The sequence below is a fragment of the Mycobacterium sp. JS623 genome, from assembly GCF_000328565.1.
Taxonomy (GTDB): domain Bacteria; phylum Actinomycetota; class Actinomycetes; order Mycobacteriales; family Mycobacteriaceae; genus Mycobacterium.
The window spans coordinates 846,087-858,674 of record NC_019966.1 but is presented as its reverse complement, the minus strand read 5'-3'; the positions used below and the strand labels follow the sequence as shown (position 1 = coordinate 858,674).

At 66.2% G+C, this 12,588-nt stretch carries 9 protein-coding genes and 3 pseudogenes; 6 read left to right on the top strand and 6 right to left on the bottom strand.

Annotation, left to right across the window (positions count from 1 at the left end):
- Positions 1 to 33: 33 nt before the first annotated feature.
- Positions 34 to 795 (top strand): hypothetical protein, encoded by a 762-nt coding sequence (locus tag MYCSM_RS04040; RefSeq protein ID WP_041313170.1) that lies wholly within the window; start codon positions 34 to 36, stop codon positions 793 to 795.
- 2 nt (positions 796 to 797) lie between these two features.
- Here MYCSM_RS04040 and MYCSM_RS04035 read toward each other — a convergent pair whose 3' ends face one another.
- Together MYCSM_RS04035 and MYCSM_RS04030 are read right to left on the bottom strand one after the other, a co-directional pair.
- Positions 798 to 2,063, bottom strand: coding sequence for a glycosyltransferase (locus tag MYCSM_RS04035; protein WP_232425718.1), 1,266 nt, complete (start codon positions 2,061 to 2,063; stop codon positions 798 to 800).
- A gap of 398 nt (positions 2,064 to 2,461) precedes the next feature.
- A pseudogene (locus MYCSM_RS04030) lies at positions 2,462 to 2,740 on the bottom strand (HNH endonuclease signature motif containing protein); the annotation flags it as partial.
- Between the two features lie 14 nt (positions 2,741 to 2,754).
- Here MYCSM_RS04030 and MYCSM_RS38025 point away from each other — a divergent pair.
- Positions 2,755 to 2,938 (top strand): annotated as a pseudogene (locus MYCSM_RS38025) (DUF3375 domain-containing protein); the annotation flags it as partial.
- Here the strand turns inward: MYCSM_RS38025 and MYCSM_RS04025 are convergent.
- A complete protein-coding gene (locus tag MYCSM_RS04025; RefSeq protein ID WP_015304861.1) occupies positions 2,938 to 5,166 on the bottom strand; it encodes an MDR family MFS transporter in 2,229 nt (742 codons plus the stop codon). The pseudogene MYCSM_RS38025 and the gene MYCSM_RS04025 sit on opposite strands and share 1 nt — an antisense overlap.
- A gap of 123 nt (positions 5,167 to 5,289) precedes the next feature.
- Complete coding sequence (locus tag MYCSM_RS04020; protein ID WP_015304860.1) at positions 5,290 to 5,958, bottom strand: DsbA family protein; 669 nt, start codon at positions 5,956 to 5,958, stop codon at positions 5,290 to 5,292.
- Between the two features lie 72 nt (positions 5,959 to 6,030).
- Between MYCSM_RS04020 and MYCSM_RS04015 the strand changes: the two genes are divergently transcribed.
- Both MYCSM_RS04015 and MYCSM_RS04010 read left to right on the top strand, forming a co-directional pair.
- A complete protein-coding gene (locus MYCSM_RS04015) occupies positions 6,031 to 6,588 on the top strand; it encodes a TenA family transcriptional regulator (RefSeq protein WP_041311286.1) in 558 nt (185 codons plus the stop codon).
- Positions 6,585 to 7,199 (top strand): TenA family protein, encoded by a 615-nt coding sequence (locus tag MYCSM_RS04010; protein WP_015304858.1) that lies wholly within the window; start codon positions 6,585 to 6,587, stop codon positions 7,197 to 7,199. Before MYCSM_RS04015 ends, MYCSM_RS04010 begins: the two co-directional genes overlap by 4 nt.
- 8 nt (positions 7,200 to 7,207) lie before the next feature.
- Here MYCSM_RS04010 and MYCSM_RS04005 read toward each other — a convergent pair whose 3' ends face one another.
- On the bottom strand, positions 7,208 to 7,870 hold the full coding sequence (locus MYCSM_RS04005) for a GNAT family N-acetyltransferase (RefSeq protein WP_015304857.1): 663 nt from the start codon (positions 7,868 to 7,870) through the stop codon (positions 7,208 to 7,210).
- 412 nt (positions 7,871 to 8,282) lie between these two features.
- Between MYCSM_RS04005 and MYCSM_RS04000 the strand changes: the two are divergent.
- Positions 8,283 to 9,252: pseudogene (locus MYCSM_RS04000) on the top strand (DUF3375 family protein); the annotation flags it as partial.
- Positions 9,253 to 9,637: 385 nt separating this feature from the next.
- Here the strand turns inward: MYCSM_RS04000 and MYCSM_RS03995 are convergent.
- Entirely contained in the window at positions 9,638 to 10,609 is a 972-nt protein-coding gene (locus MYCSM_RS03995) for a patatin-like phospholipase family protein (protein WP_015304856.1), read from the bottom strand.
- A gap of 553 nt (positions 10,610 to 11,162) precedes the next feature.
- On the opposite strand from MYCSM_RS03995, the gene MYCSM_RS03990 reads away from it, so the two are divergent.
- Positions 11,163 to 12,560 carry a DUF7159 family protein gene (locus MYCSM_RS03990; RefSeq protein WP_442928512.1) on the top strand — a complete coding sequence of 466 codons (1,398 nt, stop codon included), beginning with the start codon at positions 11,163 to 11,165 and terminating at the stop codon, positions 12,558 to 12,560.
- Positions 12,561 to 12,588: the final 28 nt, after the last annotated feature.

Below are 12,588 nucleotides of genomic sequence, written 5' to 3'. Positions count from 1 at the left end.
TCCCTGTAGACCGTGGGTCCGAAGGGAGACGAGTTGGCCAACACAACGAGCATCGAGCCAAGAGCAGTGGTGAGGTGGCGATGGATCGCTGCGGTGCTGGCGCTGAGCCAGTTGCCCGCGCCGTTCGTCGCCGAAGCGCTCGCCGGTAATTTCCTCGAGACGGGCGCCACGAACGAGGCTCTGATCACGCCGGCCGGGTACGCGTTCGGCCTGTGGGGTTTGATCACTGCGCTGAGTGCGGCGACGGCGGTGGCGGTCCTGCGCTACGGGCTCGGCGCGTGGTGGGAGACGAGCCTGCTCATCGACGCCAGCGTGGTGTTCGTCGGGTTCAGCGTGTGGCTGGTGGTGGCCGCGCAGGATTGGCTGTGGGTCAGCGTGGTGGTCTTCGCGGTGATGGTGTCGGCGTTGATCCACATCATGCGGCTGCTGGTCCGACGGTCACACGATATGACGTGTCCGCGGTGGCTGGCCGTGTTGGCGACGGTGACGTTCGGCGTCTACCTGGGGTGGAGCAGCATTGCGGTGTTCGCGAATGTTGCTGCGGCGCTGATCAATTCTGGCCTGTCTGCGTCGGCGCCGTGGTGGCAGTTCGCAGTGTTGGTGATCGCCTCGGTGTTCGCGTTGGGGATGACGGCGATGTTGCGCGGCTCTCCCAGTTACGTGGCTGGCACGTTATGGGCGCTGGTGGCGATCGCAATCGGCGCCGCGGACCGGGGCAGCGTGACGTTGTCGGCAACGGCGGCCGTGGCGGCAGTGGTCGTGGTGGGTGCGGCGATCGCGGTTCGCCGCCGATGAATTCATTGCTCTAGTCGCAGCGGAACTGGCCGGTGTTCTGGCGTGAAGCCCGTGAGCGTGTCGGCGATCGTGTCGAAGGCATTCGTTTCGGCGATGTCGGCGGCCAGCACGCGAGCGGCGGCGCGATAGCGCGCATTCGAGAGGATGTCGTCGACGGCTATGGAGATGCGCGACGGTGAAAGTCGTTTGGCGTCAAGGGTGATGCCTGCTCCGGTGGCGCGCACGCGCGCAGCCACCTCGGGCTTGTCGGCGCTGCCCCCCGCGATGATCAACGGGATGCCATGAGAGAGCGCCTCATGCACCCCGCCGTAACCGCCGTTGGTGATCATCACGTCGACGTAGGGCAGCAGCTCGCTGTAGGGCAGATAGTCGGTGATGTAGGTGTTCGACGGGACCCGGCCGGGCACCGTCGTCTGCCCTGGCCGGCCGGTAGTCACGACGAGCAGCAGGTCGCTGCGCTGCCCGAGTGCGTCGAGCGTCGGCCGGATCAGGTCAGCCGGGTCGTCGTTGTTCCAGGTGCCCTGTGTCACGTGTACCACCGTCGAGGCGGGGCGGTCGGTGAGCCAACCGGGCGTCGGGGACTCGGTCGACTCTGCACGAGGGAGGACCGGGCCGGTGAAAACCACGGAGGGCGGCAAGTCGCGGCGCGGGAATTCGAGCGCGGGAATGGTCAGCTGCAGCAGCCGATCGGCGAGCACCGGCCAGTCGGTGAGAAACACCGGCGACGGTGGGGACCCGAGATCGCTTACACAGCGGTTGAACTCGGCTTGAATGTCGGCGAACAGGACATGGTGCACGAACCGGTTCATCATCCGGTAGTCGGTGTTCGGGCGTGGCTGCCAGGCCATTCCGAACGGCGGCGTGTCGGCACTGGACAAGGTCAGCGGGCCCACGCCGCACACGACAATCGGCGGACGGCGCAGCTTGCTCAAGATCAACGGCACTGCGCCGGTGAACGCGACGTCGCACAACACCGCATCGACGTCTGCAGAGTGCAGTGCGCCAAGAAGCGCCTCGTATTGCGCTGTCATGGGATCGATGAACACCGAGCGCATTTCGCTGCGGCCGGCCAACAACCGGTTCATCAGCGTGGGAAGCCACGTGCTGACAACGCTTCTACCGCATTGCGCAGAAGGCTGCCCCGCTAGAGGCAGGTCAATGGTGTGAATACCGCAGCGGCTAATCCGATCGCGGTATTGCGCACCGGTGAGCATGGTGACGTGGTGGCCGCGCCCCTGCAGATCCGCGGCGATGCGCAGCATAGGCATGACATGACCGGCAAGCGGGCTTGCGGCTAAGAGATATCGGGCCATGGCACCTTTCGTTGCGTTGCCATCAGTTGCATCGACGCCATCGTAACCATTCGATGCGCAATCGATGCATGCGGCCTTTCCGAGATACCCCCTTGAGTTCCTCTCATTACGGGACAGCTTCCGTGCTGCGGGCACGCGATAACGGGAGGGGTCCGCCTCTCAACGTGTTCTGCTCATGGCTGCTCGAAACAGACCACATACGAGATCGACTGCTTCGCATCAGGAGGCGTGAGCGATCTGTAGGACACCGGCCTTCAAAACACCGACGAACGAGAACAGTTGCGCCGCACGTCACCAGTGCGCGCAACGCGAACGAAGCCAGTTACGCGCCAACACGTTTGGTGTACCACGCGTCAGTTGTCTGTTGGTGGTGGTTGTGGTTGGAAGGGTTCATACCACCACCAGTCGGCGCGCTCGCCCAGGGGCCCGTTCCAGGGTGGGACATCGGGTGGGGGTTGGGTCGGTGGACGCGCGAGCGATGCTGCGCTGAGTGGTTGGCCGTCGCTGTCGGTGACGATCAGATGGTCGGCGGGTCCGGTGATGGTGATGACGCCGCGGTGATGTAGCCGATGGTGATACGGGCACAGCAGTACCAGGTTGAACAGTTCGGTGGGGCCGCCATCTTCCCAGTACGGCACCATGATCAGCCACCACCGCCCCCGACGAACCCATCGACCAGCACCGAATACCGCGACCGCCAACGCCAGATGCAGGCCGCCTGGGACTCCCAAGGCCGCGACTCCCACCGCGCCTTCCTGCGCATGATCAACGACCCCGACCAACGCGCCGAATTCGAATCCGACGTCTCCGCGGCGCCGCCTGAAACTCCCTACCGCTGCGGCGGCCGCGGCCCCCTGGGCGGCGGCGCGCCGGGCGGCCGCAACCTCGTCGTCGGCGGCTCAGTCGGTCGCGGTACAGCCGCCCGCGGATCAGGCACAGCGGGTCGCGGCGGCACGGGCGCCGCGGGCAACGGCGCTGGCCTCCGCGGCCGCGGCGCCCGGCGCGGCGGACGCATCTGCATCGCCTGCGTCTCGTCGTCAGTCCAATCCCGTTGCACCAGAACGTCTTGCGTGATCCGATCCAACGCCTGCCTGACCTGTACGCGATCCGGTCGCACCTGAAGGCCCGACGACTGGCTCAGCCGTTGCGTAAGCCAATCCATCGTCTCCGCGCGAACGAGCTCGACCTGATGCGCGCCGGCCGACGTCAGCCAGAACACATCGCCACTTCTCTCCGCATAGCCGGTGGCGACGAGCCGGTCGAACGCCGGCTCCAGGATCTCGCGCGGCACCCGCACGTGCTCGGCGACATCGCCCAACCGCGCCTGTCCCGCGGCCTGCCCGAACCGGAAGACCTGCAACAGCGCCCACAGCCGACCGATGTCGAGCTTGCTTCCCGGACGCTCCGCGATGGCCCGCAATTGCATACCGGAGCCATGCCGGATCAACCGGCCAACCGCGTTCTCCAACAACTGATCTGGCGAGTCGTTCGTAGGCATCGCGAACCCCTCGCCCATATCCGCGGCGCTGCTGACGGCGTAGTTGCGCAGCGGAACCTGCTTGAGCGTCAACGCCAATATGAACCCGACCACCGCGACCGGCGCCGCATACAGGAACACCAGATCGAGTGCATCAGCATAAGCTGCCGCAATCGGCGCCGCCATTTCCGGCGACAACTTGTGCAACGCATCCGGCGACTGCGCCGCCTCAGGCGGTGCGCCGCTGCTCGCGATGGCGGCCGCGAGTCGGGGATGCAGGAAGTTGTTGAACAACGAGCCGAACACCGCCGCGCCGAACGAGCTGCCGATCGTGCGGAAGAACGTCACACCGGAGGTCGCCACGCCGAGGTCGGAGAAGTCGACGGTGTTCTGCACGATCAACACCAGCACCTGCATGCACATGCCGATCCCGGCGCCCAGCACCACCAGGTACAGCGACTGCAACACCGTCGATGTGTCTGGCCCCATTCGCGACAGCAGCACGAAACCTATTGCCATGACCGCGGTTCCGACGACTGGGAAGATCTTGTAGCGCCCGGTGCGGCCCACGATCACACCGCTACTCATCGACATCGTCAGCAGCCCGACCACCATCGGCAGCGTGTGCAGACCCGACGTGGTGGCCGACACCCCGTCGACGAACTGCATGAAGGTCGGCAAGAACGTCAACGCCCCGAGCATCGCGAAGCCGACGACGAACGACAGCGCGCAGCACACGGCGAAGACCGGTTCCCGGAACAGCCGCATCGGCAGAATCGGTTCCTGCGCCCGCAATTCGACGGCGACGAACGCGCCCAGCGCCACCAGCGATCCGACGAACAGCCCGATGATCATCGGCGAACCCCACGGGTATTCGCTGCCGCCCCAGCTGGTGGCAAGAGTAAGCCCCGTGGCGCCAAGGCCCACCAGAACGATGCCCGCGTAGTCGATGACCGGTCGCGCCATCCGGCCGAGGTTGGGGATCGCGATGACGGCGACCACGAGCACGACGACGGCCACCGGCACGTTGATCCAGAACGCCCAGCGCCAACTCAGGTTGTCGGTGAAGAACCCGCCGAGCAGCGGGCCGATCACCGTCGTGACGCCGAAGACCGCGCCGAGGGCGCCCTGATACTTGCCGCGTTCGCGCAGCGGGATCACCTCGCCGATCACCGCCGTCGCGGTGACCATGATGGCTCCGCCGCCGATGCCCTGCAGGGCTCGCGCCGCCACCAGCATCGGAAGCGAGCCGGCCAGCCCGCACAGCACAGAACCGACCATGAAGAACAGCACCGCGGCAATGAAGACGGTCTTGCGGCCGAGCAGATCACCGAGCTTGCCGACGATCGCCGTCACGACCGTCGAGGCCAGCAGGTAGCTGGTCACCACCCAGGCCTGGTGGCCTGCACCACCCAGGTCGGCAACGACCGTGGGCAACGCGGTCGCCACAATCGTCTGATCCAGCGCGGCCAGCAGCATCCCCAGCAGCACGGCGATGAAGATCAGGTTGCGTTTCGGCGCCGCGACCTCGGCCGCACCCGGCTCCGGCGGCCGCGGCGGGCCGGTCAACGTTGCCGTCATGCCTTAGTCCTTCGTTTGATGTCCTGTGCGCTCGATGCCGTATAGCCACTGTGCCGAATCGATACGCGTCTCGATCTGAAGATCGTTAGCTGACCTAATCGTGTTACAACCGCAGTGCGTCTCTCAGCCGGGCAGTTGGGCCAGCCAGTCCGATGCTCCGTCGACGGGCTGATGATTGATCACGACGAGCGGAACGCCAGGCTTTGGAAACTGGTGCAGCAGTGCGAAGTTGTTGGCTGTGATGGCATGGGCGTCGTAACCGATCGGCAGGCCAATTCTGATGAGATCTTGCGCAGGTTGCGGTGCGCCGGCGCGGTCGGCCAACTCGGCGAGCTGGTTGTTGTCGAGGTCCGTCGGCCCTTTTTCTTTCGGTTGTTGATCGGCCGAATAGATCTGCTGGACGAAGCGCCATGTGATGTCGCTCGATCGCGACTGGTCGGCGACAACGTAGGCCGCGTAGATCGCTCGACTGTCGTAGGTCGCGCTGGCCGAGTACTTGTCGAGGAAGTCCACGAATCGAAGGTTGACGCGAAGCGTGCCGGCCTCGATGCGTCGACCGATTTCGTCGCCCTTAGCGCGGACCATTTTCCCGCTGTACGGGCACAGTGGATCCACGTACAGATCGATCTGCCCGAGGGCGTCCGGGTCGCCGATCGAGAGGGCATCCCCCGCGGGCGCCGCGGCGGCCGCATGGGCAACCGCTGTGGTCGGTCCGCCCATCAGCAATGCCACGACCACGCCCAGGGCCACCCCGAGGGCAAGCATGGTCCGGTTCACCCGTGCGCTATTCATCACTCCCCATCATGGCGTGCCGTCCTGTGGGAGTGATCAGGCCGCCGCCGGACCGTGACTATCCTTCGGGTCGTGCTTGATTCGCTGTGGTCCGCCGCTACCCGGCATCCCTTTCTCGAAGCGGTGCGCGACGGGACGATCACCGATTCTGCGTTTGACCGATGGCTCGTGCAGGACGCGCTGTTCGTCGCTGACCTGCTGACCTTCCAGGCTCGGCTGCTGGCACGAGCGCCGCGAACTGCTCAGACGGTGCTCGCCGGGGGATGCATGGCTCTGGTCGCGGAACTGGACTGGTTCGAAGACCAGGCCGCGCGGAGGGGGATCAACCTGGAACAGCCGGCGCTACCGCCGGCGCTCGGCTACCGCGAACTCCTGGGCCGGCTCGATGCCACGCCGTTTGAGGCGGCGGTGACAGCGCTGTGGGTGCTCGAGCGGGTGTACCTGCTCGCATGGGCCTTCGCCGCGTCGGCCACCTCCCCGTTCGGTGAATTCATCGAGCACTGGTCGGCGCCGGCGTTCGCGGACTACGTCGACGCGCTCGGCGTCCTGGCCGTCCCGGACCGACACGACGAGCTAGTCGCCGATGTGCTGACGCACGAGGTGGCGTTCTGGGACATGGCGCTGGCATGACGCTGTCCGCTCGGCTGTGGGCCGACAACGGCGACTTGGCGGCCGCGGCGCTCGCGCACCCTTTCGTGAGCCGCCTCGGTGACGGCTCCCTACCCCGTGAAGTCTTCGCCGGCTACGTCGCGCAGGACGCCTTCTTCCTCGAATCCTTCGCCCGCGCATACGCATTGGCTCTCGCACGTAGTACAGACACACCCACACTGCTCGCGCTGGCCGATCTGCTCGGCGGGGTGCGCGAGGAACTCGGCCTGCACTCGTCTTACGCCGCCCGGTGGGGCATCGAGATGGCCGGCGTGGTGCCGACATCGGCGACCCTGGCCTACACCGAATTCCTGCTGGCGACCGCCGCCACCGGTGGCCTGGCCCTGGTGTTCGCGGCGATGACGCCGTGCATGCGCCTCTACGCCTGGCTCGGTGCATCGCTTGATGCGGGCGCTGCCGGACCGTACGCGGAGTGGGTGCAGACCTACGCCGACCCGAGCTTCCAGACATTGGCCGCCCGGCTGGAGCAACTGCTCGACGAACAAGACGACGACACCCCCGCCGTGCATACGACCTACCGGCGGGCGATGAGTCTGGAGCTGGCGTTCTTCGAAGCGGCGCTCGCAGGCTGAACGTCGCCTTATTCGGCGGAGCCGGGCGCGCGAATGACCAACGGCACGGCTGGGAAATAGGCCGCCATCTCCGATCGCGCCTTGCGCAGCGCCGCGGTGCCGTAGCCATGCTGCCGGTGGTCGGGATGGATCCAGACCCGCACGTTCACCTCGCCGCCCGCCAACTCACCGAACACCATTCCGACTGCCTGCGTTCCCTTTTCGGCGACCAGCCAGACCGCGTCCTCGGCATCGATGCGTCCGACAGCCGAGCCGATCTCATCGTCGAGGCTGCCTGCCGGCCCGCCGGATCCGTCACCGGCGGCACCGATATCGGTCGTCCTGACTTCGAAGAGGTTCCGGTCCGCCTCACGGGAGAACGGCCGCAGCACCACATGTTCGCCGGAGCTCTCGGGTCGCTCGATCAGGGTGAAGGTCAGCCGGCTGTTGAGATCTTCGAGTTCGGCCGCAATCTGTCGGCGCGAGTCCTTGGTGAGTCGGTGCAACGGCATCGCGACCACCGCTTCCGCGGCCAGCGGCGCGACGCCGAGCAACGCGGTTACCGCCTCGACGGCCGCCGGCCGGTTCTCGGCGTCCACGATCGCATCCAGAACTTCATGACGTCGGTCAAGGGCGGCGATCAGGGCGTCGGTGATCTCCCGGCGCGCGGCGGCGCGGTCATGGTCAGCCATGGCGCCAAGCGTAGACGCTCATCAGGCCCTCTGCGCTGAGGAATCAAGTCCGCAGCAAACACGTTGTGCACCAAGGTTTTCCGTCGCCAGTGGGGCGTCGGGCCCGCGTGACTTGAGCCGTTCCTCGAGCGCAATGAGCGACGTAGTCGACCACACCGTTTCACAGCGTCGTTATCTGCTGGCGCTCTCCAGAAGCATGCCAGTCCTGCTGTAACCATCAGCAACATCATTCACACCGGCACCAAGCCGTCGCGTGCGCAGCGCAAACCCTTCGGCGGAGGGCTATTCCGCTGACGTCGGCAAACGCGTGCGGTGATGAAAATCCCTCCCGACACGGCTCCTCTCGGCACCGCCATGTCGTCCCGTTGGCCTATGTTGGGCCTCCGGACCAATAACGTGAATAGAGGAACGGGTGGACGACAACGTAGAACTGTCGGCCGCCGACCTGCTCGACCTCAACGGTGACCTGCAGGGCTCGCGCGCGATCCGCCTGCTCGCGGCCACCAACCTGTGCCTCTACGCGACCCTGATGGAGCGGCACCTTAGCGATGGTGCCGTGCCTGACTGAGCTCGTGGTGCGGCTGGAACGCGACCTCGACGGCCTTGACGATCCTCAGTCCGGGCTCGCGCTGATCAAGTCCTGGGCCGCCCAGTGCTGGCTGCACCGCATCGTCGACGAACGCCACGACACCAACGTCTGCTACCTCACCCAGGACGCCCGCCGCGCGCTGGACTTCTTAAGGACCATGCGCCGCCAGGACACCATTGCCACCGGCGGCTCCATCACCGGCATCGCCGCGCGCCTCAAGCAGGTCGCCGTCAAAGTCGATAACGACCCCGCCCGCATCCGTAAGCACATCGAAGCCGAAATCGCCACTCTCCATGAGGAACTCAACCAACTCGACGCCGGTCAACGCCCTCAGCCCGACGTCACCGACTGCTACGACGAGGCCCGCGCCATCGCCCTACAAATGGAACGCCTCATCACCGACATCGGCCAATACGGCACCCTGAACGAACAGGCCACCGCCGCCCTCGACGAACCCATCGATTCCAACACCGAATACCGCGACCGCCAGCGCCAAATGTATTCGGACTATCAGGCCGCCTGGGACTCGAAGGGCCGCGACTCGCATCGCGCCTTCCTGCGCATGATCAACGACCCCGACCAACGCGCCGAGTTCGAGGCCGACGTCGCCGCCGTCGCCGAAGCCCTACCCGCCCTCGACCCCGCCCTGCGCAAGGTGATGGCCGGCTTCTTCGAACTCGTCGGCCACCAGATCGACGAAGTCGAACGCATCCAGCAGCGCTGCGCCCAGCGCGTCAAACGCTTCACCGCGTTCGGCACCATGGAGCAGAGCCGCGGCGTGGCCCGCCAACTCACGACGCCAACGCGGCCGCCGAATCGACCAACGTCGGGTTTCGCTCACACGCCCGCGACGGCGAAATCGCCGTCCCCCGTTGGGATTTCACCCAGGACCGCGCAACGCCGCAATCCGTCCCACGACGAATCACGACGATTCGCGATCATGGGTGGCCTGCCCCTCGCTTTTGGCTAACGGCCGTTGGTGCGGGGCGAGTCATCGGGTACTGGTAGACCAGCCGCATCGGCACTGGACGAGACCGAAATATGCGCGCACGCTTGCAGTTACGTTGTGCGAGTAGGTGGTTCGCCTAACCATCGAGCCCACACAGAACACAGAACAGGCGTCACTAGTGATTCGGCGCCTGACATATTCCATTGAGCCACGATGCATCTCGAGGCGCTCATACCTCGGTTGCAGGCGCTGAACCGCTGCGGCACACCCGCAGATATTCAGCGTAATCCCAGGACGCCAGGAAATCCTGGGCCGCATGCACCCCGCGGTTGTATAGCGCGTCGCGCTCCTCGGCGCCGATGTCGAAATCCAGCGATCCGACCGATTCGGCGGGAACGAAGATGGTGCGTCGAACCGTGCACGGGTCATCGATATAGGCCGCGTCCTGGTCGCTGATCAGCGTTTCCAGCGCCCCGAACGCCAGCGAAAGCGGACCCCGGATTTGGTGCGTTGGCGGCATTCCCTGCGGTGCAGAAAGTCGCATGCCGAACGTCGGCCACCGCGGCGCGTCGCGGCTGTCGAATAACTGGACAGGAAAATTCGACAGCAGTCCACCATCCACCCACGTCGCACCGCTGACCCGCACCGGTTCGAACACGAACGGCACCGCCGACGAGGCGCGCACCGCCTTCGGCACCGAAAACTCATCGGGATCAAACCCGTAATTCTGCAGGTCCCACGGGATGCGGACCAATCTGCGCCGCGACAGGTCACTGGCGGTGACCACCAGCGACCACGCATACTGCTGCGCCTGCTCACCGGTGCGCAGGTCACCGAACGTGTGCACCCCAAGATCGCCGAGCAGCCCGGTCAGCAGGTTCTCTAGGTAGTCGCCCTTGTACAGCCCGTCCCTCGCGAGGAGTGACAGCGCCGGGCCCACGATTGGTATCCGCGCGAGCAGAGTGGGGTCGGCGAACTTCGAATAGTCGATGCTCTGAGCGAGCTCATCTAGTCGCGACAGCGGTTCGCCAGCGGCCTGAAGCGCCGCCACCATGGAGGCGACGACCGCGCCCGCACTGGATCCAGCGACCCGCGGAAATCCATATCCAGCCGTTACCAGCGCATGCACCGCACCAACCAAGCCGATGCCCCGAACACCGCCGCCCTCACACACCAGATCCGCCTGGGCCGTCGCGTTCATCCTTCAACCCTCCACCCAATGTCGTTACTCGACATGCGTTTTCATTAGAGTGCCCCCAAATGATCCCGATTGGCCCTGCGGGCCCACCGGGGCACGCGGGTGTGCCGCTGTCCCGTGTCGCGGAGCTCACCGTGGACGTTGCCAGAGCCGGGCTCGCTTCGCTGCCCGCATCGACGATCAACATCGCCGCCGATACGCCCGCGCCAGTGACGCTGGCCGCACTGCCGCCCAACGCGACGCTGGCTATCGACGGGCCAGCCGGCCGGCCCGTCGGTCGGCCGTGCTCGTGCCATCCCGATAACGCCGGGGCCCCAAACTGCAGGATCCGGTCCTCGCCATCGCGGCGGCGGCGCAAAAGCATTGCCACGCAGCGCAATTCATCGGACGGCAGCACCACTTCGGCCACTTGCGGCAGGGTCTCAAAAATCTTCCCGCATCACTCCTCAGCGGTGGACGAAGCGAGTAGCGTACGTGTCACCGGGTAGGTGCGAGAACACGTTCGATGAGACCAGCCGGAAGTGGTCAGCGGCGTTGGGGGACGCACGTTTACGGAGTGCGTGGGACGGGCCTTCCGCCGATAGCCGAACATGCCGAGCAAACCTGTAGGGGGCCGGTGGACATCGTACTTGGGGTGTCGATGACACCCACGACCGTCAGCATCGCCCTCGTCGAGGGCGAAAAAGCCGACGGTGTCATCGTCGAGCACGACGTCTTCGACATCACCGCCATCGACGGCCCGGCAACGTCGAACGCACCCGACCACGTCATCGCCGCGATCCTGGGAACCCAGGAGGGCGCCTTCGGCTCCGGCCATCGTTTGATCTCGACCGGGGTGACTTGGACTGACCGGGCCGACGCAAGCGTGCTCCGCGAGGCATTGATCGCCCGCGGCATCGAAGACGTGATGCTGGTTTCGGAGTTGCATGCCGCCGCGGCCCTCGCCCAGGCGCTCGGGCGGGCGGTGGGCTACGACAGGACCGCGCTGATGTTCGTCGAGCGCGACACCGCGAGCCTGGCGATCGTCGAGACCGCCGACGGATCAGTCGTGAAGGTGCTCAGCCAGCCCCTCGACAGTGCGGACCCGATCCCCGTGCTGGCCGAGATGGCCACCGGCCTCACGCCTGCGAAGTCGATGCCCCAGGCCATCTACGTCGTCGGCTCCGGTGTGGACGTCACTGCGGCCAACGCACAGCTGAAAGACCTGGTGCCGGTACCGGTCGTCGCCCCTGAAGAACCCCACCTGGCCTTGGCGCGCGGTGCTGCGCTGGCCTCGGCGAATGCGCCGCGGTTCGACACATCCACCATCGGCCTGGCTTACTCCCTGGTTCCCGACGGCGAGACCATGCTCTACCCGGTGGCTCCGGCAGATGAGATCACTACGTTCCTTGGCCACGCCGACGTATCCACCGACGGAATCGCTTCGGAGTCCGGCGCGCCGGAACGCAACAAGCCGTTCCTGTTGATCGGCGGCTCGCTGTCCGCCATCTTCGTAGCGGGCGTGGCGGCCCTGACCATCGCGATGGTGAGCAGTCTCGACCCGGCCGAGCAGCCCATCGATCAAAGCATGGGCGGTGTGGCGGTGCCTCCGCCCGCTGTGGCGCCGCCGCCGACGGTGCCGAGTGCGCAACCCGTTGTGCCGCAACCCGAGCCCAACCCGCCCCCGTCCGCGCCACCACAGGCTGCCGCCGCCACGGCGCGGTCGATGGTCCCGCCCGCCTCGCCACCCCCACGAGTCGTAGTGCACAATGCCGCACCCGCCCCGGCGGCACCGCCCGCCGCTGGGCCGCCACCGCCAGTTGTGGTTGTGCCGGTGATCCCGCCGTCAATCCTCCAGTGGCTGCCACCAGTTCCTCAGCCCCCCGTCTTCAACCCGGGCCCAGCATGGGGCCCCGGCGGCCCTCGGCCTGGACACGGCGGCGGCCATGGGGGCAAGCGCGGCCACGGAGATTAGGGCGCAAACCCTATCGCGCTCACCGAAC

Coding starts and splice junctions, on each gene's coding strand:
- MYCSM_RS04020 (WP_015304860.1), bottom strand. CDS start 5,958: ATGAATAGCGCACGGGTGAACCGGACCATGCTTGCCCTCGGGGTGGCC.
- MYCSM_RS04010 (WP_015304858.1), top strand. CDS start 6,585: ATGACGCTGTCCGCTCGGCTGTGGGCCGACAACGGCGACTTGGCGGCC.
- MYCSM_RS03995 (WP_015304856.1), bottom strand. CDS start 10,609: ATGAACGCGACGGCCCAGGCGGATCTGGTGTGTGAGGGCGGCGGTGTT.
- MYCSM_RS04025 (WP_015304861.1), bottom strand. CDS start 5,166: ATGACGGCAACGTTGACCGGCCCGCCGCGGCCGCCGGAGCCGGGTGCG.
- MYCSM_RS04005 (WP_015304857.1), bottom strand. CDS start 7,870: ATGGCTGACCATGACCGCGCCGCCGCGCGCCGGGAGATCACCGACGCC.
- MYCSM_RS04035 (WP_232425718.1), bottom strand. CDS start 2,063: ATGCCTATGCTGCGCATCGCCGCGGATCTGCAGGGGCGCGGCCACCAC.